Source organism: Undibacterium sp. GW821-FHT11B02 (assembly GCF_058808955.1).
Genome location: NZ_JBXASD010000003.1, coordinates 472,611 through 494,867 on the forward strand (window position 1 = coordinate 472,611; position 22,257 = coordinate 494,867).

At 54.2% G+C, this 22,257-nt stretch carries 28 protein-coding genes; all 28 read right to left on the reverse strand.

Annotation, left to right across the window (positions count from 1 at the left end; all coding sequences use genetic code 11):
* Window positions 1-71: 71 nt before the first annotated feature.
* Complete coding sequence (locus AC1RVX_RS08365; protein WP_493216107.1) at window positions 72-539, reverse strand: hypothetical protein; 468 nt, start codon at window positions 537-539, stop codon at window positions 72-74.
* Entirely contained in the window at window positions 539-1,561 is a 1,023-nt protein-coding gene (locus AC1RVX_RS08370) for a hypothetical protein (RefSeq protein WP_493216108.1), read from the reverse strand. The genes AC1RVX_RS08365 and AC1RVX_RS08370 overlap by 1 nt, the downstream gene beginning before the upstream one ends.
* Window position 1,562: 1 nt before the next feature.
* Window positions 1,563-1,997, reverse strand: a complete 435-nt coding sequence (locus AC1RVX_RS08375; RefSeq protein WP_493216109.1) for a hypothetical protein — start codon at window positions 1,995-1,997, stop codon at window positions 1,563-1,565.
* Entirely contained in the window at window positions 1,994-4,312 is a 2,319-nt protein-coding gene (locus AC1RVX_RS08380; protein WP_493216110.1) for a DUF4214 domain-containing protein, read from the reverse strand. Before AC1RVX_RS08380 ends, AC1RVX_RS08375 begins: the two co-directional genes overlap by 4 nt.
* A gap of 26 nt (window positions 4,313-4,338) precedes the next feature.
* Window positions 4,339-4,656, reverse strand: a complete 318-nt coding sequence (locus AC1RVX_RS08385) for a hypothetical protein (protein ID WP_493216111.1) — start codon at window positions 4,654-4,656, stop codon at window positions 4,339-4,341.
* Window positions 4,657-4,728: 72 nt separating this feature from the next.
* A complete protein-coding gene (locus tag AC1RVX_RS08390) occupies window positions 4,729-5,172 on the reverse strand; it encodes a hypothetical protein (protein ID WP_493216112.1) in 444 nt (147 codons plus the stop codon).
* Window positions 5,165-5,647 carry a glycoside hydrolase family 108 protein gene (locus AC1RVX_RS08395; protein ID WP_493216113.1) on the reverse strand — a complete coding sequence of 161 codons (483 nt, stop codon included), beginning with the start codon at window positions 5,645-5,647 and terminating at the stop codon, window positions 5,165-5,167. Before AC1RVX_RS08395 ends, AC1RVX_RS08390 begins: the two co-directional genes overlap by 8 nt.
* Window positions 5,644-5,838: a hypothetical protein gene (locus tag AC1RVX_RS08400; protein ID WP_493216114.1), complete on the reverse strand. Its 195-nt coding sequence runs from the start codon at window positions 5,836-5,838 to the stop codon at window positions 5,644-5,646. The genes AC1RVX_RS08395 and AC1RVX_RS08400 overlap by 4 nt, the downstream gene beginning before the upstream one ends.
* Before the next feature lie 149 nt (window positions 5,839-5,987).
* The gene (locus AC1RVX_RS08405; RefSeq protein ID WP_493216115.1) at window positions 5,988-6,491 is read right to left on the reverse strand and encodes a DUF4376 domain-containing protein; all 504 of its coding nucleotides are present in this window, start codon (window positions 6,489-6,491) and stop codon (window positions 5,988-5,990) included.
* Window positions 6,412-7,065 (reverse strand): hypothetical protein, encoded by a 654-nt coding sequence (locus AC1RVX_RS08410; RefSeq protein ID WP_493216116.1) that lies wholly within the window; start codon window positions 7,063-7,065, stop codon window positions 6,412-6,414. Before AC1RVX_RS08410 ends, AC1RVX_RS08405 begins: the two co-directional genes overlap by 80 nt.
* 81 nt (window positions 7,066-7,146) lie before the next feature.
* The gene (locus AC1RVX_RS08415; RefSeq protein WP_493216117.1) at window positions 7,147-7,347 is read right to left on the reverse strand and encodes a hypothetical protein; all 201 of its coding nucleotides are present in this window, start codon (window positions 7,345-7,347) and stop codon (window positions 7,147-7,149) included.
* 27 nt (window positions 7,348-7,374) lie between these two features.
* Window positions 7,375-7,788: a hypothetical protein gene (locus AC1RVX_RS08420; protein WP_493216118.1), complete on the reverse strand. Its 414-nt coding sequence runs from the start codon at window positions 7,786-7,788 to the stop codon at window positions 7,375-7,377.
* A gap of 9 nt (window positions 7,789-7,797) precedes the next feature.
* A complete protein-coding gene (locus AC1RVX_RS08425) occupies window positions 7,798-8,325 on the reverse strand; it encodes a hypothetical protein (protein WP_493216119.1) in 528 nt (175 codons plus the stop codon).
* A gap of 9 nt (window positions 8,326-8,334) precedes the next feature.
* On the reverse strand, window positions 8,335-10,380 hold the full coding sequence (locus tag AC1RVX_RS08430; protein WP_493216120.1) for a hypothetical protein: 2,046 nt from the start codon (window positions 10,378-10,380) through the stop codon (window positions 8,335-8,337).
* On the reverse strand, window positions 10,377-11,057 hold the full coding sequence (locus AC1RVX_RS08435; protein ID WP_493216121.1) for a phage adaptor protein: 681 nt from the start codon (window positions 11,055-11,057) through the stop codon (window positions 10,377-10,379). The genes AC1RVX_RS08430 and AC1RVX_RS08435 overlap by 4 nt, the downstream gene beginning before the upstream one ends.
* Before the next feature lie 3 nt (window positions 11,058-11,060).
* On the reverse strand, window positions 11,061-11,546 hold the full coding sequence (locus tag AC1RVX_RS08440; protein WP_493216122.1) for a hypothetical protein: 486 nt from the start codon (window positions 11,544-11,546) through the stop codon (window positions 11,061-11,063).
* 77 nt (window positions 11,547-11,623) lie between these two features.
* A complete protein-coding gene (locus AC1RVX_RS08445; RefSeq protein ID WP_493216123.1) occupies window positions 11,624-11,992 on the reverse strand; it encodes a hypothetical protein in 369 nt (122 codons plus the stop codon).
* 9 nt (window positions 11,993-12,001) lie between these two features.
* Entirely contained in the window at window positions 12,002-12,214 is a 213-nt protein-coding gene (locus tag AC1RVX_RS08450; RefSeq protein WP_493216124.1) for a hypothetical protein, read from the reverse strand.
* 15 nt (window positions 12,215-12,229) lie between these two features.
* On the reverse strand, window positions 12,230-13,285 hold the full coding sequence (locus AC1RVX_RS08455; RefSeq protein ID WP_493216125.1) for a N4-gp56 family major capsid protein: 1,056 nt from the start codon (window positions 13,283-13,285) through the stop codon (window positions 12,230-12,232).
* Between the two features lie 10 nt (window positions 13,286-13,295).
* Window positions 13,296-14,258 carry a hypothetical protein gene (locus AC1RVX_RS08460; RefSeq protein ID WP_493216126.1) on the reverse strand — a complete coding sequence of 321 codons (963 nt, stop codon included), beginning with the start codon at window positions 14,256-14,258 and terminating at the stop codon, window positions 13,296-13,298.
* A gap of 72 nt (window positions 14,259-14,330) precedes the next feature.
* Window positions 14,331-14,564 (reverse strand): hypothetical protein, encoded by a 234-nt coding sequence (locus tag AC1RVX_RS08465; protein ID WP_493216127.1) that lies wholly within the window; start codon window positions 14,562-14,564, stop codon window positions 14,331-14,333.
* Window positions 14,565-14,573: 9 nt separating this feature from the next.
* Complete coding sequence (locus AC1RVX_RS08470) at window positions 14,574-17,423, reverse strand: hypothetical protein (protein WP_493216128.1); 2,850 nt, start codon at window positions 17,421-17,423, stop codon at window positions 14,574-14,576.
* Window positions 17,424-17,501: 78 nt separating this feature from the next.
* Entirely contained in the window at window positions 17,502-17,876 is a 375-nt protein-coding gene (locus AC1RVX_RS08475; RefSeq protein ID WP_423040290.1) for a hypothetical protein, read from the reverse strand.
* 45 nt (window positions 17,877-17,921) lie between these two features.
* Window positions 17,922-19,406 (reverse strand): terminase large subunit domain-containing protein, encoded by a 1,485-nt coding sequence (locus tag AC1RVX_RS08480; protein WP_493216129.1) that lies wholly within the window; start codon window positions 19,404-19,406, stop codon window positions 17,922-17,924.
* Window positions 19,387-20,058, reverse strand: coding sequence for a hypothetical protein (locus tag AC1RVX_RS08485; RefSeq protein WP_493216130.1), 672 nt, complete (start codon window positions 20,056-20,058; stop codon window positions 19,387-19,389). Before AC1RVX_RS08485 ends, AC1RVX_RS08480 begins: the two co-directional genes overlap by 20 nt.
* 32 nt (window positions 20,059-20,090) lie before the next feature.
* Entirely contained in the window at window positions 20,091-20,381 is a 291-nt protein-coding gene (locus tag AC1RVX_RS08490; RefSeq protein ID WP_493216131.1) for a hypothetical protein, read from the reverse strand.
* On the reverse strand, window positions 20,381-20,743 hold the full coding sequence (locus AC1RVX_RS08495; RefSeq protein ID WP_493216132.1) for a hypothetical protein: 363 nt from the start codon (window positions 20,741-20,743) through the stop codon (window positions 20,381-20,383). Before AC1RVX_RS08495 ends, AC1RVX_RS08490 begins: the two co-directional genes overlap by 1 nt.
* Before the next feature lie 261 nt (window positions 20,744-21,004).
* Entirely contained in the window at window positions 21,005-22,150 is a 1,146-nt protein-coding gene (locus tag AC1RVX_RS08500) for a hypothetical protein (RefSeq protein ID WP_493216133.1), read from the reverse strand.
* Window positions 22,151-22,257 lie beyond the last annotated feature (107 nt).

Genomic DNA, 22,257 nt, shown 5'->3' on the forward strand with positions numbered 1-22,257 from the left:
GGGGTCATTCGAGTATGGGCTTCTGTAGTTTGTGTACATAATGTGTTTCCTCTTGCGTTTTCTAAATGGGACTAACGTGCCCTGTTCTGTCTGGCCTGCCGCTGTTTGGCGTAGGCGACCAGTTGTGTCATATGGTCTTTGCTGACGCCAAACAGGGGCAGCACGGCGTCTGCCACGGCCTGGGTGGTGGCGGCGATCAGGTCGGGCGTGATCGCCAGGCGTTTGACTTTGACCAGCAGGTCGAGGTATTCAAAGGCAAAGATCATGGAGGCGGGCACAACGACTTCCAGCGGCATCTGCTTGTTGCTTTGTGCATAGAGGTTGCTGATCATGCGGGCGGCGCCGGCACCGGCATCCGTAGCGGGATTGCCAGGCTGTGCCATGCGTTGCAGGCGCATTTCTTTATTCTGCGGTGCATACATGATGGTCAAGCCGGCGTTGACGACTTTGGACAGGGCACTTTGAAATTGCGGTGGTACTTTGGATTGAATACCTTGCTCGGCCTGTGCGAGCATGGCATTGGAAGCTTGGCCTAGCATTAGGTTCTCCGTACTGAGTTGATGATACCGAAGCGCGGGACGGCGCTGCCGTAGCTGGTCTGGGCCAGTTTCTGACGTTGCAAATCAAGTGCAGCTTGCTGGTTGCGCTGGTTCATGATGTTGAATGGAAGCGACAAACCTGACTTGGTGAATTCCAGTTTTTGGGCATCGGTCAGGTTATCCCATTTGTTGCCGAGGTTGCTGAGAAAATTTTGATTTTGACCAGCATTAGTGACTGCGCCTTGTATTTTCGAGTAATCGTTAGGTATCAACTCACCGGAATCCAGCCCGCCAACATCTTCACCCGCTACAGCAAATTGGTTATTGGTTGTCGTGTTGATGGTGTTATCGGGATTGAACACAACACCGGTATCATATGGCGCATCAAATCCAGTTGTAGGAATGCTGTTTTCAACGACATGAGCCGCAGTTCCTTGCACAGGTACTGTCTGCGATAATGACTGGCTGATAGGTGTGGACTGAGTTACAGCACCTGTCACATCTGTTCCTGCTGTCGTCGCCTGGTTACCGATCAGGTCATAACCGGCAAGATTGGTATTGCCTGCATCGACCCCGGTCAACGCTGTACTTCCGCCAGGGTTTGTTGCCGCGGCTGCTGTGTCAGTCGCACCCTGGATGCCGGACAAGTCATTGGCGACCAATCCTCCAGAATCCACTCCGCCAACCAGTCCATCGGTCGCTGCATCGCCTGCGGTATTGACTGCAGAATCCGTCGCAGCATTTGCTGCAGCGTCACCTGCTGCATTGGCTGCGGCATCTGCGCCTATCTGTCCGGCTGCGGCATTGGCCCCGGCTGTGCCTAAAGCCCCTATTCCAGCATTGACCAGGCCGCCGATGCCGCCGACCATGCTGATCTCGCCCCCTATCTTCATCAAATTTTTATTGCCGGTCACCGCCCCCACCACGGTGGTGGCCATGCCGACGGCAGATATTGCCGTCAACACGGTGGCGACGGTGGTCACCTCAAATGCCGCTGCGACGGCTGTTACAACCCATGCCATATTATTTTCCTTCCAGTGTTAATTTTTTGCAGTGGTCCAGGTATTCCTGATCACTGCCAGCGGTGAAATGCTGTTCTATCTTGTCGATGTCGGTTTCACCGGTGCCGTGTATGCTGGTCCAGATGCAGTCTGTCAGCGTGGTGGCGATGCGTTTGGTACCGGCAGGCGACACGACGGTGAAAGGTGCCTTGACGTGCACCAGTCCGACCTCGGTCGTGACCAGCATTTCACCCTGCGACAGGATGTTGAGGTTGTCGTATTTATGGATGCGACCGGTGAGTGTGATGCCAGCAGGGATATGCAATTCACGCGCATAGACGCCGTTGGCGAAATGGTTGATGACTTTCAATTCGACCTGCGGCATTTTTTTCATGGCGGCTTCGAGTTCATTCACCTGCTGCCGGGTGACCGGCTTTGCTTGTGTGATCTGGTTCATGGGAACACCAATTGATTACTGACATCCACATTGGCCTGGTTGATTGCCGCCTGTTGTGTGGGTGTGGGCGGACCGACAAAATTGCTGCCCGCTGTTCCACCCGCTGTTCCACTTCCGTTATTTGTACTAGTGGTACCACCAGCACCAACATAGTTGCCCGTGCCAGCCAGTGCAGCCTGTTCATCACTGCTCAATGCCACGTTCAAGCCTGCTGCACGCGCTGCGGCGGTCAGGTTGGCCACCGCTGCCAGCTTTGCAGCGGCATCCATGCCTGGTTGCATCTGTATGGTGGCAATGCCGTTGATGTAATTGTTCCAGGCTGTTGCTGTGCTTTGGCTTGTTGCAATCGCAGCAGAATTGACATCATGTGCAGCGTTCAGAGTTTGCTGGCTGCTGTTGTTCATGCCGGCAATGGTCTTCTGGCTGGCTGCGCTGACATCAGCGATATATTTCTGCGTTGCGGCAGACAGGTTGGCTGTCGCCAGAGCGGTATTGGCACTGCTGTCGGTGCTGTATCGCTGGGTCGTAGCATTGCTATCCGTGTTGTATTTGGATGTGGCCGCATTGATGCCGGCAACACCCAGGGTCGTATCAGAGTTGAGCTTGGCGATAGACTGATTGGAATTGATACCCAAAACATTGTTCAGCAGCGTATTGCTTTGACCGGAATTGAACTGATTTGCCACATTGGTAGCATTGAAGTTTTGCAATGCATTCTGATTCAGCTGATCTGTGTTGTATCCGGCTGCCTTGGCATAGGTTGCTGCATCGGCAGAGGCAATCGGGGTGGCATTGCGCATGACCGCATCCATGATCGCGCTGTCACGGATGCTGCTGTTGCCAGTGAACCCTCTGGCTGCCGCATCTTGTGCACCGGCGTTGGCCCAGGCCTGATAGTACGGGTTGTTCGGGTCTATCATCCTGGCCATCTGGCCCTGCGTGGTCTGGTCAGATGTCACGCCCCATGTTGCAGGGTTGCCCAGGGTGGCAGGGTTATATTGATACGCGCCGTTTGCAGCTTGATATACGCCTGAACTGCCGGCGGTACCGCCTGTTGTGCCGTATGCCGAACCATAAGCACCATTTGTATTGGCATTGCTGGCCAGCCCCACAGATGGGGGTGGCACCGATCCGCGATTGATGATGCCGGTACCAGAAGTACCCACTGTCCCTGCTGTTCCGGCGGTGCCAGTAGAACTTCCCGTCCCGCTTTTTAAAGTACCATCTGGATTGAATGTCTGTCCCGGTACATATTTTGCAGCCAATGAGGGCGCTGAGTTATAGCGCAACTCGTAATAGGGGTTGTAGTCTGGGTTGGCAACAAAGCTGCCGTTGACGTTGATGTATGCTTTATCGTACTGGTGCGTTTGATAATCGTTCCAGTCGGCGCGGTCCTGCGGCTTCATCGCCGCCATTTGAGCCTGCTCGTAGACACGGCTAGATTCAAGATTGTAGCGAGCTGGATCAGAGATTTTCAGGGCTGCATTCTGGGCGGCATAAGCTGCTAAAGCTTGATCAGGTGTAATCGAACTGCCAGTGCTTGTATATTGCGCGCCACCATAATCAAAAGCCGGGTTGTAGCCTGCATTGTAGGTAGGTGAATTGATATCTTGCCCATTGACATTGTAGGTAGATGTCCCCGTACCAGATGTGGTGTTACCTGTCCCTGTGGTTCCTGTTGTTGTGGTCGGTGCCATACCAACGGTTTTGCCAGCAGCCAGTGCATCATTCGCAGAGCGTATAAAGGCTTGATGGGCTGTGTCATAACCTTTGGCCGCGATCTGTCCATCCCAATACCCTTCTCCTGCCCAATCTCCAGTTTTACCCATATCGGTATACCAGCCAGAGGACGCAGATTGTTTTGCGGTGCCGGATGCGATTGGTGCAGCGTTACTGCCAATGATATTTTCTTTGTTCTGCGCTGCACCAGACAAGAAGCTTTGATAGACCTGATTTTTGTCGGCATTGCTTTGCAACTGACCATTCCAGTAATCAATTCCGGCCTGATCGCCCTTGCGCCCAAGTGCGCTTGTGTACCAGTCAGCGGCATTTGTTGAAAATGGCTGGACTGTGCTTGCTGTGGATGATGCTGTTCCAAGTTGTGCCTGGCTATCCATGGGGGCAGGATAGCCAGCGGTGGTAGAAGAAGTAGCAGCAGCAGAAGCAGCAGAAGCGGCGGTGTTATTGGTACTGGATGCGGTATTGATAATGCCATTGCCACCACTGCTACTACCGCCAGTACTTTGCGTCAGGTCTGCAGTTGGCGTATCCGGGATATAAGTCGATGTGCCATCTGAATTCATTTTCCATGCCATGGCGATTCCTTATTTGGAGTTTGCGATTACAAGCCTGCTGCTACCACGTCCAGCGCTGCAATCGCCTGCGACCAACGGCCGCCGATGTTATTTGCTTTGACGATGCCAGCGATGACGACAGACAGCAGTGGCCAAACCTTGTCAAAGTCTTCGCCGACTTCACCGGCAAATTGCCAGATGGCGGACAGACGGTCTTTGACGTGTTGGAGCTTTTGATCATTGCTTGCCGAATCCAGGCCAAAGGTTTTGGCTGCGTCAGCCACCAGGCCGCTGATGACGGGGGCGAGATTGATGGACAGTTGTTCAAATTGCTTTGCTGCCTGGAGTATTTGTGTGATGTTCATGGTATTTCCTTTTGTGGTGGTTAAAATTTGCACATCTGGGTGATGGTCAATCCATCGATTGACCGGATGTAGTCAGCCGCGATACGTTGTATCGAGGCCGGCGAGGGGGTTGTCGGAGTCAACAAACTGATATCCGCCTCGCGCAGTGGTGTCAGGCTCAGGCTGCACTGGTTCTGGTGCTGCTGGCTCAGGTATGACTGGCACCGGGGTTCCGCTTTCTGTATTGCCTGGGCTATTTTGTTGGGGCTTGGGCGGCAATCCGACTTTGTCGGAACTCGCAACAGTTGCTGCACCGTTGAACAGCCCGAAGCCGATAGCAGCCACAGCGCCAATATGGTTGAGGTCATCAGGCGATAAGTGAAAGTCGACACCATACAATTTTCCGATCGCAAAAATGGAGCCAAGCACCACAGCGATGGCGTTACCAAGCACCTGTTTGTTTTTGAGTTTCACGGCATCAGCAACCGCCTGGCCTTGCCGGAATACGTTGTAGAACAGTCCGAGTTTTTCAAACATTTGTGCTCTCCCACAGCATGTTATTAGCCAGCCGATTCAACCAGCCTGCACCGAAGCTGGCCCAGCCGGTTAATTTGGTATAGAAGCGGATGCGATGCGCGACCATGCGTTTTGCCAGTTTTTCTGGATCAGCCTTGGCCATGGTTTTCAGCGTGACGGGACCGACAATGCCATCGTCCGCAATGTCAAGCGCACGTTGCAGGATGCGGGCTGCTGTACCGGCACCACATTTGACTGCGCAATCGAAAAATTCAAAGGCAACAACCAAGGGAAAAGTATCGAGTTTGTTTGCATCCCAAAAATCGCGCCGGTACAACGCTTTAGCCTGTTCGATGGTGAGAGCTGCAATATCCAGATTCGGGTAACTGCGCTGGCTGATGCCATACCTGGTCAGGTGACCGTGGTCCAGCGGATGATTGGAGATACCACCTTCATTCGCCAGCAAGGGGGCGATACATAATTCAAAGTGATTCATTTTTTTCTTTCTCTGTTGAGTTTGTGCAGTCTGAAAATCCAGTCCTGCACGGTTCTTGTTTCGAGGATGCGTATGCAGGTCCAGATCAGCGAAGCCAGGGCCGCCAGGGAAGGCAGCCAGCCTGCCAGCGTGGCCAGCATCGTGCCTATGGACAGGGCATCAAGCCAGTGGGTAAATTGCGAATGTTGCATGCGGGTTTATCTTTCTTCAGACAAAAAAAACCCGCTTGCGCGGGTTGCTGTTTGGGTATGGGGGTGTTGCAGTATTGAGGCATTGAAGTATTTGGAGGTACTGGTGCTGGTGTTGCTATGTCATGTCAGGTCCGGTGATGACACTGCGTCTATGCCTGCGTGGGCCAATTGATCGCATCTATTTCAGTTACGCTTTCCGCCTGCTCCAATGTTACTTTCAGTGCTTGTGCCCGCTTGAAATTATCGCTGACATGCGTTGCCATGGCTGTGTACATGGACTGGAAGCTGGCAACATCAGGCAGGCTGATCTGTGTATTGTCCTGCGTTTTCCAGGTACGCGAAAACGTAGTTGGGAAATCACCTGTCATGGCAATCATGTTTGCCAGTGCATCCATCGCCGCACGGCTATCATTGTCGCAGGCAATTTTCTGGCCCGCATAATCGAAAGCCGCCTTGTTGGCATTTTTCCAGTCACAGTTGATTTGTTCTTTCCTGGCCGCCTTCAGGCCGGGGATATCCGGGAGCGGTTTGTAAAACCGATTCCCGTCATAGCAATCACCGATCACTACACTATCATCTACCGGCACATGACCATCCATGCGACCCAGTATGATGTTGATGACTTTTCCGTTTTGAATTTCTGCTGATTTCATGATGATTACCACCAGTAAATAATAACCAGGCCGTCGCCGCCTTTACCGGAAACAGCCCCGGGTGTGCCATCGACTCCACCACCCCCACCGCCGGGAAAACCGCCATCAACCGCATTTGCACCTGGGCTTGCAGCACCTTTCCCACCCCAGCCACCTCCGCCCTGGAGTGCATGTAATGTGCCATTTGTTGCTGGAGTAGAATTTGATCCTCCTTGAGTGTATTGTCCTGATGCGCCACCACCGCTTTGGTAGCAACCTCCACCACCGCAACCGAAAATACTTCCGCCACCACTGTTATTTGAAATGCCAGCACCGCCACCCCAAACAGCATTTCCAGATAGAGCACTACTTGTCGCCCCTCCGTTGCCCCCCCCATAATCACTTGAGGCATTTGAATTTGTCCCTGTGACACTTTGTGAGCTATTCGACGGAAGCCCTCCTGCAGAACTAGATCCAGCTCCAGCAATACCGCCACCACCAGATCCGCCACCACCACCAGAACCACCAGCACCACCATAAGCCTCAATAAAAACACCAAGCCCAACAGCTCCGAAAGACGATTTTCCTCCTGCATTTCCGGCTGTAGGAGATGCCCCTGGAGATGTTACTGCGGCTCCACCCGCACCGACAACAATTGGTAAATTTGTGCCAGGATTCAACGCTTGCGCCAAAAATATTTGACGATTCCGCGCACCTCCTCCGCCTCCACAGGAAAGCGAATTTGACCCAGCAGTACCACCACAGCCACCGCTACCGCCTCCACCAAAAACATCAACAATAAAATTGTTCGCTTGTGGCAAAATAAAATTACCAGATGTTTTGAATATCTGAAAACCAACACCACGAAGCGGCGCACCCAAAAACCCACTAAACCCCGTCATAATCAATAATCCCCCACATGCACACGCACACGCCAGCCAGCGGCAACGGCAGTACCCAGGGTGGCGTACAGCGTATATCCTGAGGGGACGGCCCGATTCAATGGGATAACGACTTTGGTCTGAGCAGCGATTTCAGTTACTGTCGTAGCAGGCAGGCTGACTTCTTCCCATAGCAAATTGTTGGTTGCAGTCGTCGTGGCTGAACCATTGTTCAAAAAAACGCGCAATACAGATGCGGTATTGGTGCCCACCGGCATGGCTTCCACGCTTTCTACAAAGCTGCCGTTAGCACCAGCCGGGCTGGATATCTGCACGACAGTGCCAGTGCCGTCCCTGGCCGTGTTTGCGGCAGTCATCAACGGTGCGATCAGCACCTTGGGGCTTAAAGGAAATATCGGTTTTTGATTTGCAGGCATTGCGCCTCCTTAGTAATGATTGTAAAGATAAATATCAGCGCCGACATTGCTGATGTCACCCCAGGTGGCACTGGTACCGTCGCTGACCGGGACCTGGCCGGCAGTCGCAGTGCTTTGCGCGGGCAAGGCGGCATTCATGGCTTGTACGGCCAGTGCTGCCATGGTGGCGATCTGGTTGGTATTGGTGCCTGGTGCAGCCGTCGGTGCGGTCGGTATGCCGGTCAGGGCCGGCGAATTCAAACTGGCCAGTAGCGCTTGCGCTGCAGCCAGCACAGCTGTTGCTGCATCCACATACGCGGTACTGGCGGCGTTGCCTGAATTGTCAGCGGGCGGCCTGGTTTGCACTTTCAGGGTGGCACCGCTATAGTCATGCGTGCCAGCCCAGGTTTGTCCGGCGATGGCACCTTTGGTGGCCAGTGCCGCCAGCACATTGTCAAAACCAGTCTGCACCAGGCCAAATTCAGAACGTATTGACATCGATGCGCCACGCGATTGCGCCACCGGTGCGCCGGTTTGCGTGTAATAGGGATTCGTCATACCTGCCTTTCACGAACGTTGAAGTAATTGCGGTGTGGACATCAGTGTCACACCCTGCAAGGTATGCGACTGGTCCTGGCTGCGGTTTGAATAAAACAACAAGCCTATATTTTTTTCCGTGCCATCGATAGACAGTGAGGGGCTGCTGACGTAAGCCGCATCCCAGTTGAACTGATCCCAGCTAAATTGATCCCAATAACCGCCACCACCGCTGAGTGAAGTGTCACTTTGCGGCGCCGAAGGCAATACGGCCGGGTTGCCATAGCCAAGATCGTAAGAAATATTAACCTTGGCAAAGCCCTCGACTACCACTTCAAATACCGCGCGGCGAAAGCGTTTCCGTACCCGTGGTGACTTGTTATTGTTAAACGGCAGACGGCACCAGGCTTCTATCGCGTTGCCATCTTGCGAGGTACCGGTATTGTCCTGATACACATAACCGTCATCTGAACCGAAATACGTCACCTCGGTACCATTGATCAGATTGGCCGTGCAGATGCAGCGTACCGGCCGGTTATAATTCAGTGGCAACATGCCATTCACTTTGTCGCCGGTCAGGCCAACTGCCAGTGCCGTACCATCGGTAAAAAACACGCGATACTGATTGCGGGTACGCAAGGTCGTTGATGCACATTCCAGTCCACGTTTGCGGGTCACCAGCGGCTGTATCATGTGGCTGATGGAGGCATAATCAAAGTCGCCGTAATTAAGCGTCGTGGTCAGTGCCTGGATGCCGCGCGTGGTCATACCAAAGGCATCATTCGACACCTGCTGACAGGTGAAGGCGCTGTAACCGATATCAAAGATTGACGACACCAGCTTGAAGTCAGCATTGCTGGTGCCATACAACACAAAGGTGCGCTCGGCAGTAAAAATGGCCAGTGAAGATCCTGCCTGATTACCGCCTTGCGGCAAGAACCCTGTCACCGTTTTTGAACAATCCAGCTCCCCCGCCCCCGTCACTACCGTCCATGAATACGGCGCCCCCAGGCTGGAATACTGCACCGATGCATTAAAGGATAAGAACAGATAACCCTTATGCGCAATCACATGGGCAGGTGTATCCTGCGCCATGCCTGTACGTAAGGGGATGTAGTTATTGCCATCAAATTCAAACGCCAGGTTCACGCCATCCACGCCATACATCTTGCTCGTGTTGTTGGCACCAGTGAAGTTGTAATTGAAAAATTCCATTCTGCCACCCGGCAGGCGTGTGATGGCAGTCGATGCGCCAGATGCCGTCACCTTGCTTGTACCGCCCACCTGCAAGGCACCGGCAGCAAAGGCACCACCTGTCAGCGACGCAAATATCAGCGTACCAGCACCGGCAGTGGTCCAGGTGCCGGTACGCAGCATCGCTGCCACGCACACACCCGATACCCCGCCCTGAGTAACCGTATCACCTGTTTTGATTTCTGCCGTGGCGGCAGTGAACTGCACTTCCACACCAAAACTGAGCTGCACCCAGCCACTGCTGCTAGCCTTGTACATCACACCGGCGGTGCCTGCCGCATTGTCGCGAAAAGCGTACAACACATCATTGAATACCCACACACCACGCACCGGGCCGCTGCCCGGTACCACCTGGATCAGGCTGCGCTGGTCATTCGCCGCCAGCAAGGCATAATCGACATGATCACTGACAGAACTCGCGCCATTGCTGGCCTGTGATGCGGTGATGGTGGCCACAGGTGTGCCACCAACCTGAATACTTTCACCAATCTGGAAAGTCGCACTCACCCTGCTGCACACCAGGTAATTGTTGAAAACAGCCAGCACCAGTGCCGTTGCCGCGCTGCTGGCACCAGTGATCGTGTTGCCAACCGCAATACCCGCAGTGGTATTCACATATACCAGCGTATAAACAGCAGCACTGGGCGAGAGCCGGCCATCAAAACGTTCATAGCCATCTATGCGACGGTAACCACCACCAATTGCCGGTTCATAATTCTGGGCATCGATCACCATACCTGGAGCCATCGCGATTGATGGCGTGACCAGATCCAGCCCGCCCCCCAATGGATAATAATCCTGACGTACCACGGGCATCTTCATAGCAAAGGCTCCGCAAAATGTACAGGCGGCAATTGATTCAATTCCAGTCTGGCCAATACCTTGTCAAATTCAGATTGCCCCAGCTGAAACACTTCCGACGCCGCTTCATGGCCACCATAAAACATCATGGCCCGATAGATAATTGCGCGATGGTATTCGGTTGGCAAAGACGGTACATCCGTCGCAGCCTGCAACTCTTGCGGTGCCAGATAATATTCACCCGTCACGGTATAACCCGTAGAATTCGGCGTCGCCCCCAACAGAATCGCCTTGGCCGGGCTGGCCGCCCATTCCACTGGGCGCTGATAAGCAACGCGCATGGCACCAAACTGATACAGATTACGAAAATACCCATACTCGCGACAAGGCAACCAGACTTCATTCGCCGTGCCAAGTGCGGTCTGATACAACCTGAAACTGTCAGTTTTCCAGTTGCCAAAATTCACCGCATTCGCCTGTGCCGGTGTATACGCTTGCTGTTGCGCCACCGTGTTAAATGAAAAACTGGCGCGCATGAATTCCCAGTTTTCATGCATACCCTGGATATCCATCCACGCGTCATTGACCCAGTTGCAAAACTTCAATGATTCACCACTGAGCCCCGTCACCGTGGTCAGCGCAGTACCTGAAGCACCACATTTTTCGCGCAGCGCATTGACGATAGACAGATAGTTCATGATCTATGCCTGCGCGCGTATGGACCGCAACCATTCGGTATCACGCGGTTTGGCATTGATCATCTCGAACGGGTAAGCCGTGCCTATGCTGCGTACTATCCTGGCCGTGTCATTGCCATCATGGTCAATGGTCTTGACGGTGCGCACGTTGATAGGCTTGGCACGTAACAGCGCCTCGGCCACATAGCGTTTCACATTCAGCTCTATGCCGCGTGGCAGGTTATTGCCGTACACCGGATGCGATTTGACGCCATTCACACACACCGGCACCCGTGGTTCTTCATTCGGGTTGGTGGTTTCCTGTATGCGTATGCACACTGTTTCATTCATGAAATTCATCTTGTCTGCCCAGTCCTTCTTGTCGGCCATGACATCGGCGACGACTTCAATTTCCGGCACATCATCATGACTGAAAACGCCGCTGGCAGGCATGGTGACATCGGGTGCCACCGGGCCTTGCAGTTCAGCCGTGTTTTTGCTTCGTGACATGTTTGATCCTTTTAAAAATAAAAAAAAGGAACATCCGCAGATGTTCCTTTCATTGATACAACGACTACGTGATTGAATTAAGCGTGCACACGCCAGGCACAAGTCCTGGATGCCAGCACCAGGCCCAGCGTGACATTTTGCAGTACGCGAAAGCCGTTATTCGTCAGCGTAATACCGCCATTGCCGCCGTTGATTTCCAGCGTGCGGGTACCGTTCGCTGCCGTCTTGACACAGCTATTGGCGGCCATGCCTTCGTAAAATTCACCGCAGACGCGGTCGGTCAGGTTTTCCCAAACCACATACCGGGGTTTAAAGCCACAGACAATTTCTACGTAATCAGTGGCAGTGATGGCGGTACCATCCAGGACATCCAGGCCGTTGGCAAATGCTGCCGAGCCCTGGGACGGGTTATAGGTCAGAACCTGACCAGCGATATTTTGAGGCATCTTGCTTCCTTACAGGTTGGTGGTCAGCGCTGGTGGATTGTTCAGCGCGCCATAATTGGTATCGGTCACACCAGCATCGTTATCGAGCTTGGCATTGGTAGCGATCAGTGCCGTGCGCAAGCCAGCCACATCGGCACGCAAGGCAGTAATCAGAAAACGCACCGCCTCGGCATCACGATTATTTGCCATAGCATTGGTGCGTTGCTTGATGGATTCAGGCATACAGGTTTCCTTTCATTAGCTCAACAAAGGCGTACCCGCTTCCACCACCGCCAGGCGACCCTGGTTCTGGATGATGGCAGCGTAATACCATTTGGCACCGACATAACCACGCTGACCACCCGGATCAGACTTGTCACGCTGAGACGGTGGCAAGTACCAGGCATCCCAGTTCTCGACACCGCCAAGATGCGTCTGGCCTACCGATTCATCGGCCATCATGATCATCGGGTAGACATCAATCAGCGAACCGCTGGTGCTGGTCATGCCCGTTGCGCCAATCGCCGCACCAGCATCCGGATAACCGGCCAGTTCAGGCGACAACACAAAGCGGAAACGTTCGCACGAACCGATTTCCATATCATGGATAGGCTTGCGCTGCGCGTAATTGGCGATGTCCTTGAAGTTGGGCAAATCGCGGATGGCCGGTTCCAGATCGGTATGGCAAAACACCACAAAAGCCGCTTCAATCGGTGCCGTTGCAAAATTAGTGGAAGGTACCAGCACCTGCGTGATCGGCATGGCATGGTTGGCCAGCAAGGTCTTGGCCACTTTGCGCAGCATGTTGATGGTGACGGTATTGGCCACCGTCGCACGCGACGTGCCACCGCTGTAATACACGGTTGTACCTGCCTTGTAAGCGCCGTAACGCACCATTTCACCAATCAGGCCCATACGCTGGCCAGTCTGGCGTTTGGCTTCATCAGGAATGATGTCGCCATCTTCATGCATGTCGCTCATCTGGTCAGTCACGCAGTACAGCACCAGATACTGCACCAGCGTGGCAGTAATATCAGTTGGGGTCAGCGTGTCAGCGGTCGGTGTCACACCTTCAACGGCTTGCTGGCTGGATGCAAATGTGGCGACGTTGTTGGCGGTAATCCACTGATTATCCACACCACCATAGGGCAGCCAACGGCGGAACTTCACGTTATTCGATTTGTTTTTTGGAATGACTTTATCTTTGTCGGTACCGACCAAAGACAAGACTTCAACCGGCGCTGCATGCGAAAGGATTTCACCTTTCAGCGTGCCCACCCGCTGGGTTACGTTGGCATAACTTGCTACTGGCATAAATTAACTCCTAGCGCTGCCGACGTGCCTGAAAAGCTTTGTCGGCAGCAGATTGTTCAGAAATGACACCGCGTGCCGCCACCTGGCCTTGCGGCTGCATGGCATTGGCAAGACGGTTCTTGTTTTGCTGCGATTTTTTGGCGAAGGCGTCCCTGGCCTGTTGAAAAGCCTTGATCGAAGCACCGATCTCGAACGCATTATTCGAGTTGTGCATCTTGGTCTGGTAAGCCACAGGCTGCGCCGCCAGCCACTTGCGATACTCTGTTTGTGGCAGACGGCCATCCGCATCCGGCAAGCCGATGACCTGATCCCAGCCGGGGTTTAAGCCATGCAATAACTCAACGTGGGTATTCACCCGTTCTGATGACGCGACTTCCATTGCAGCCTTTTTAGCCAGAGCGACATAGTCGTCCGGTGTGCGGCCTGCAGTTTTGGTCTTGCCACCTTTTGAAGGATCTTCTGCACCATTCCCTGGCCCGGTACCCCGGGTATTGAGTTTGCCCAGAATCTTATTGAGCGCCCCCTTCGTCAGATCTGCCAGTTCAGGGAAGATCTCGCGCATTTCCGCCAGATCTTCATCATTCACCGTAACAGCCTGACCACGTGGCACCTCTTGTTGCAGGCGCTGTATCGCTGCATTCAACTTGCCATTGTTACCGGCCAGATGATCAATCTGCTTGCGATACTTTGGTATCTCACCCAGCAAGCCGGCAATCTGCTGTTCTGTCAAACCGGCCAGCATCCTTGGCGCTGCTTGCGCTTCGGCCTGTCCGGCATCCTTATCCAGTTCGGCCTTCGTTGCGACGGATGTTTCACTGCGCGCCTTGTCAAAAGCTGCTGCGGCTGCTGCGGCTTCACCGCCACCACTGTTACTACCGCCACCACCGCCGCCACTGTCAACACTGCGGCCAGCATCCTGATTACTCTGGACAGGCTGCTCTGCTGCTCCCCCCTGTTCGATTTCACCGCTCATTTTTTCTTCTCCAAAAAACAAAACCCGCATAAAATTTTATTCATGCGGGTCAGACTACAAACAGGGCAACGATTACTCGTCGTGACCTGTCAATGGTTCCGGTAGGTCGCGGTTGGCGACTCCCAGACTTAACACATACTGTGTATCAGCAATGCGGCCACGCAGCTTTGCTGTCTGCTCCAGCGTCAGGTCGGTATCATTGCGCTGGCGCAGGCTTTGCAGGCGCTGCTCCAGATGCTCGCGCAGGCGCGCCCATACCGGGCTATGCCGCTCTTCATTGCTGAGTTGAAAATCATCTTCATTCATCGATTTATCCTATGGCGTATCCGGCGTGTTGATTTCATCGCGCACCAGGCTGGTGTGGTGTTTATGCAGGTTTAACAGACGATCCTGCATGCCCTCGTTTTGTGCCAGCTGTATTTCAGCGGCAGCCAGTTCACGCTTGGTCTGGTTATCCATGGCTGATTTGGTCAGCATGGTTCTGGCGTCGTTGATGCTGATTTTTTCCTTGTTGGCATAATCCAGCAAGGCGATTTCGCGCTGCAATTCCAGCTTGCGCATTTCATATTCGCCGTTCTGCCTTGCGATCAGCATTTCCTTGTCGGCGCGTGCCATTTCAGCATTCGCGCGTGATGTCTCCACCATTTGCGATGTCTGCGCACGTATGCGTTCTTGCTCTATGCGGGCGTTGGCGCTGACCATTTGCGGCGTGGCACCACCGGTACGCAACAATTCTTGCTGGTGACCGGCCTCTTGCGCAATGCGCTGCAATTCTGCCTGCGATTGCGCCATCTGCAATTGTCCGTTCGCCTGCGCCTGTGCCTGCACCTTCGCCAGGCCTGCCTGCGCCATGATTTTGGCGGCAGTAATGCGGGCATCTTCCGGTGGCTGACGACCTGCCATTTCCTGCTTCTTGGCATCACTCAGTTTCAGGCGTTGCGGGTTGATGCGCTTGGATTTCAGCAATTCTTCAATAAACAATTCCGGGTCCAGCCCAAAAGCCGGGTTGGTGGCGAAGGATGCAATTTGTATCAAAAACTGGTCTTGCGCCGCCCTTTCCATCAATGCACTGGAACCACGCGCATGGATGCTGAAATCACCTTTTTCGCTATCGTCTTCACCATGGATCATCAGGTATTCATAATAACGACCAATATGCGGTTCAGTAATGCAGTCGTCGATACGCCGCACAATGTCACGCGGCACGATACTGGCGTTATTCATCAGCAACTGCATGCCGCCCACGGTTTCTGGCGCGGCCCCTTGCTGCCCCTGCATCATCATCGGCAAACCCGTAGCATCTTCAAACATCTTGGAAAAATACTGGATGATGTTCATCAGCTCGCCCTGCATGCTGGGCACATTAAAAAACATCATCGCATGTGCCACCTGCGAAATATCCGCATCCCCCCGCGTGTACCAGGTGTAAGGGTCATTGCCCTGCACCACCGCCTTGCGGTTGATCACCGTATGCGGCCTGGCAGAACGCCCGGCATTGACCATCAGGTTACGCACCGCTGCATTCAAACCACGCTGCGCCGTGCGGCCCTGGCGTGCTACGCCATCGCCTATCCACAAACCGGATTTGCGCTGCCATACCGTCACGTCATAGGTAAATTCTTCACTGTCCAGATGCGACAGCGCCGCTTTGATCACATGGTCATTCACCATCGTCACTACGGCATGAAACACATCGCCAGCTTCGCCTTCCACCTCACAACCGGCGTCGGCCATGTCCTGCCATTCGACCTGGCCTTCAAAATACCAGATCTCGAACAAGTCAGAATCTGCCTGCTGTTCTGCCGCACTCTTGCGGGCACCGTGGGTGGCGCTGATGGGGCCTTCTTCCAGGCAGCGCGTAATCTGCGCCGGGATATAACTGTCCAGCTTCACCAGGTCACGCAACTTGCTGCGCGTGATAAAGTCTTGCTCGAATACATAACTGCCATTATTGATATCTTCACCGCAAGCCGGGTCAGGGTAAAACCGCCAGGGGTCAATGCGGCGCGACGCCGGTATCACTTTTTCCTGTATCTCGATGGCATAACCCTGGTCTGTCCTGACCACCGCCTTGGTCGATTTCGCCTTGGGAAAAGGACCCTTCATGATGCCCACACCAATACGCGCCATGTCCTTGATCACCTTGCGCATTTCTGCGTTATAGGCGCAGGCGGTCAGCCAGTCATCGATACGGGTACGGGCTTTTTGCCAGGCCTCATTGGCGGCATCAATTTCTTGCTGCGCCAGATCACCGACGGTCTGCGGTGCTGGCGTTGTTGGTGACACAGTTGGTGACGCAGGCGGTGATGCGGGCATACCCATGTCTGCTGGCGCACCGGGCATCATCCCGGCATCTGGCATTGCTGCCTGCATGGGGTTAGCTGCTGGTGGCATCGCAGTTGGTGGTGCGTCTGCCATTCCCGCTGCTGCCAACGACGCTCCAACAGGGTCAGCAGCCGGTCCCACTGGCATCGCCGCACCACCTGCAGGTTTTACAAACAGGCTACGCAAACGTGCCATCATGGAAGCTGGCATCGCACTTCCACCCGCGCCACCCACACCACCCGGCCCCGGCTGTCCATCCGCCCCAAGCTGCACCTGCTGCGCTGCCTGCATCAGCGGTGTCATATCCTTGGCCTGCTTTACCAAGTCCGGCACGGGGGTTGGTTCACCATCCCAGTTCCTGTCATCAGTTGGCAGATACAAGTCAGCAATCAGGGCCGATGCCATATCCACATACGGTCGCGTCAAGGGCACAAAAACGGTGCTGCGCGTTGCCTTGGCATCTGGCGCACGGGTCGCACCTGTGCCGGTGCCACCAAAGTCGTATGGCTTGATACGGGCCGATGTCGTGCGGTTGGCATCGTCTATCGCTTCGTAATGGTCTTCATCTTCCTGCCATTGTTCTTCTATGCCCATCTGACTCCGTGCTTCTATCGCCGTATTACGCATGGCGCGCAAGGTCGAAGAAAATGCCGCCAACCGTTCCAGTCGCGCTTCGCTTAGTTCATCGTCAAATTCTTCGCTGGCTTCATCATCGCCGTCATCGCCACCATCGTCACCCGCGACTTCATTCGCATTCTTTTTACCACCTCGCGCAGCACGAACTTGCATGCCTTCAGGCAAAGCCTGGCCCGCATTCACATTCTGATTTTTTATTTTCATTGTCTTCACCACCTTCATTGCCAACTACGTGGGCGCGGCCCACCGCCGCCTTTTCTGATCGGTATATGCTGGGGCATATCAATTCCTCAAAGGTGTGGCACGACGTGCACACAGGCTCACCGTCACCGTCGCCCCGCTGCCAGGCGTGGTCAGGTTGGGCCGCACATAACGCGGCAACTCTATGCTGGCCAGACCACCATTGGCAGACAAGGTAGCCGCCGTACCGCCAGCTGCATTCGACAGCACAAACCAGTTGCTGCCATCATTGCTGCCCTGCAGGCTCAGTGTCGCACCGCCCCAGCTACCCACCGCCTGCCATGTACGATCGGCCCATTCCGGCATTTCAAACGGCAGGCCATCGGTATTCGCCGTACTCAAGGCCCAGCTCAACAAAACGACACTGGCATCACGGGTACCGATGTCACGAGAAAATTGGGGGCTAACGCTTGCCATGTCCTACTCCTTAAAAGGTAAAACAGACAGCGGCATGCTATCTGCTCAATAATTAAACTCCGCATCCAAAGGCACAAAAGCCTCATCCTCGAATTCGTCTTCCTCGCGCGGGGCGAGTAAAAATTTGCGTATCGCTGGTTCTTCCTTGCGGGCCAGGCAATCCAGGGCATCGTCGTGGGCACCGACCGGGAAGGCGGCGTATTCATTCCGAAAATCATCCATGATGTCGCGCAACTGGCCGTCGGCCATCTGGCGTTTCATGCTCGCAGGCAGCCACAGGCGGCCTTGCTGGAATGAAGGGATCAGGCGTCGTATGCGGTCTTCCTTTTTTGTCGCCCCGCCCAGCTCCAGAATACGAAAACGGTATTGCTGCCTTTCCTGCTCGATGCGGATATGTTCGATATCCGATTGCAGGCCGTATTGTTCATAGCCGACTGCGGCTGGGCGATGGCGGCGTACCAGAGTAAATAACGCTTCAGTACGTTCCGTCAGATTCAGCCGGTCACGTATGCCATCCAGCACATAATCATTGCCATCAGCACCGCGTCCCACTACCCACATCGATGTAAAATCGCCTCGCGTGCGACTCTTGCCGCTGGCCGGGTCCACCAAAATTACCTTGTTGCTGGTGGCGGGCTGGCGCTGGTAATACAGCAGCCATTCATTCTTGAATTCGCCACCACCGACCGGGCGCGGTTCTTGTTGATACAGGGCCGACCAGGTGCGGGGTTCACGCTTGGCATTTTCCAGCATTTGCGGCGTGAACCATTCTGGCCACAAGGGTTCGCCAACGGCACGGCCCAGCGCATCGTCTTCGCGTGCTTCCATCGGCAGCGACAGCACTTTCACGCGCTGCCCTGCCTGTTTCAAATCAGCGATCATGCGGCCAGCCAAATCATCTTCATGCCAGCGCGTCATGATCAGTACCGTGGCGGCACCCGGCTTCAAGCGTGTGCTCATGTCATCACGCCACCATGCCCATTGCTTTTCCCGTATGGTCGGGCTATCCGCATCTTCGCGGCTCTTGACCGGATCATCAATGATCGCCAGGTCAGCGCGGCGACCAGTCACTGATCCGCCCACGCCTGCCGCAAAATACTCACCGCCCTGCGCCGTGTCCCAGCGCCCGGCGGCGGTGCTATGTGCCGATAAACCACTCTTGGGAAAAGCCCGTGCATGGGCGTTGCTGCCAAACAGATTACGCACACGGCGGCCAAAACGTTCGGCCAGTTCTACCGTATGCGACGCAGCAATCACACAGCGTTCCGGGTGCCGCCCCAGATACCAGGCGGGAAATACCACACTGCCATACGTCGATTTAGCCGAACCGGGCGGCATGGTCACGATCAGCATATCCAGCTCGCCGCGTTCCACTGCTTCCAGTTCTGCGATCAACAAGGCTTGATGACGCGCTGGTGTCACATCCAGCGTCATGGTGGCATACACCGCCAGGTCATCTACTGCCCGCGCTGCCTGTTCCTGCTCCAGCAGCGCGATCAATTCCAGTTCTTCATCCTTGCTCAAGGCCATATAATTTTTCCTGCAAAGCTGCCAGGCGGGCACGGCGTTGCGCGTCCGTCATTGCCGGTATTTCATCCTCTGCCGGTGCCAGCTCGCGCAAATTGAATGCCTGGCGTTCCAGCCCTATCCAGGTCTTGGTGGCTGTTGCCAGGCTGACCGCCAGGGCCGCATGGGTCGATAAAGACACCGCCTTTAGCAAACGGCTTTGGCGGGTGCCGGTTTTGTCGTCGGCGCAATCGGCTTCGATGTCTTGTTCAAATTCATCGCGCCGCCCGGCCACATCCAGCAACTGCTGTGTCAGCAATTCCACCAATGCATGACCTTGCCGTATGCGGGCGCGATGTTCACGCACCACCTGCACCACCGTGGCAGCGGCAGTTTCAACGATCTGCCTTTCACTGGGCGTAGCAGGAATATGCTCTTCACCATACCCAAGTTCGCCCCGCACCAGCTCTGTCCTGGCCTGCTCCTGCACTTTTTGTGTCAGATCACGTTCCCACAACAGGGCCGTTGCTTTCTTGCGGATAGTGCCATCAGAAATACCGTTCAGCCTGGCGATTTCGCGTATGGACAACACACCGGCGCGGTAATCACGCTCAACTGATTCCCAGTCAATGCGACGTTTTTTGCTAACCGTATTTTCTTCATCGGGCATAGTCATCTTCGCACTCTCCCCTTTGTCATTCTTAAAAATCAGGCTGGCACTATCAATGAACGCTGACGTGCCTTTGCCACATGATCAGGATGCACCTGATACCTGGCAAACGGTTCATCACCATGCATATCCACCGGGCTGACGATCAAGGCCAGCAAGCGGTTGCTACCAGGTTCACGCAAGACACTGATGGTGACGCCATCAAAATCGACCGGCGAACCATAAGCCAGCGCCACAGCACCCATCAGGTCACCTGACATTTCAATGACATCGGTGCCGGATGGTTGTGTGTTTTTTTCATTTACTTCGTTTACGTCTTCCGCCATCATCAAAACCCCGCCTTGTCGCCACGACGTGATTTGAATGCCGCATCCGCCGCATCCTGTGCGCCTGCGCCGCCAGGGTCACCACCAATAGTGGCAGCACCCACTTGCGCCGCCTTGCGTAACAAGTCACGCGCCACGGCCAGTGCCTGGTCTATGTTGTCTACCGGCTGCATGCCGGATGTGTCGTCAGCATCGTTATCCATATCAGCAGGACCAGCAGAAGCTGAACCCGAAGACCCATCTGCCCCCATGCCCATTGCTGGCGATGAAGAAGCTGAACTTGAATCCGCCGATGTATCCTGCGTGCCGACAGTGATATTGCCGCCTTCATCTATTGCTATACAAACCGAAATCGGAGTTGCCATGATTGTCCTAAAAAAGAAAAACCCCGTTGGGTTAGCAACGGGGTTTTGAATATGTATCTGCGCTTGTAGAAAAGCATAAGAAAAAAGCCCACCGAAAAAATTCGGCAGGCTCAGGCTTTACTTTAAATTGGCGCAGCTATTACGTGTATCAGAATTCAGTGTAAGTCGGAATATTTTGACGGGCAAGCATTTTATAAATAATTTTTTAAAAAATTTCTGCCCGCGTTATTGACCAAAATTTTCACCCACCAACAACTCACATCAAGGCACAGGCGTCAACAAAAATGCATGACGCACACCGTTGATTTTACCCGTACCAGCGATCTGTCCTGCATCGTTCAGGTAAATGTAAGTGCCATCTACTTCGGTCAACGCTGGCAGCACTGTATTCAGGTCGATGATGCTGCCGTTGCTAAACAAAAGTGGGCGGCGTGTAGAGTCACCCGGCACGGTGTAATAACCAATTGCCTGGCCACTGGCATTGATGGCATAGGCAGAACTGGCACCGCCTGTTGCGCGTGGTGAACCCAGGTTGCTCATCTGGCCTGCGGAATACAAAAAGGCGCGCGTGTCACCGTTTGCCGTTTGCGCTTGCCCTACTATCTGGCCCAACTGGTTGATGCCATTGGCAGCACTGGTTTTTCCACCCAGCGTACCCAGGTCATGAAATTGATGACCATCATACATAAATGCATGTGACGCTGTACCGTTATAGGCCATGCCGACGATTTGTCCGGCATCGTTGATGGCGTATGGCAAGCAAGCGCCCGTCAAAGCCAGCGAACCGATATTCACCATGCCATTGCCATACGATACAAAGCAGCGATTGGGGCCACCCACACTGGCCGTGGAATAACCAGTGATCACACCCGAACTGTTGATAGCAATGGCACGGCCAAAGCGCCCGCCCAGGGTACCCAGGTTTACGATGCCATTCGGCGTGGCGACAAAGGCGCGTTCATCCGCATTCGCCAAAATGCCATAACCCACAATTTGCGTGCTGTTGTTGATGGCAAACACAATATTTGAAGTGCCACCCATCCCCCCCAGGTCAGCAGATGTCTGGCCGATAAACAGGCCAACATCGATGCTGGAGGCATCCGCACTCGTCACCGCACCAGCCACCTGGCCCTGCGCATTAACCGCCACACCAACACCCGTACCGCTACCAATTTTAACGATCTGCCCGCCGCTACTTAAAAACGGATAAGGAAAACCATCGGCTTCCATGGAATAGCCAGTCACCCGGCCATCCTGTGTCAAACCACGGGCATTGCTGGTACCTCCGCCAAAAGCCCCGAGGTCCGTCAAGTTCCAACCCGCCGCACTGGCATGCGGTGCAGCCATCAAACTGGCAGCCATTAAAAAGACACTGCCCAGGGCAGTCCAAAATTTATTATGTTTCATTTTAAATCCTTTAAAAAAGCTTGAAAGAGAAGTTGAAAGAAAGCTTGAAAGAAAGCTTGAACAAAGCAACGCCTTGCCAACAACGACAATGCGGAAAAGACAGACGA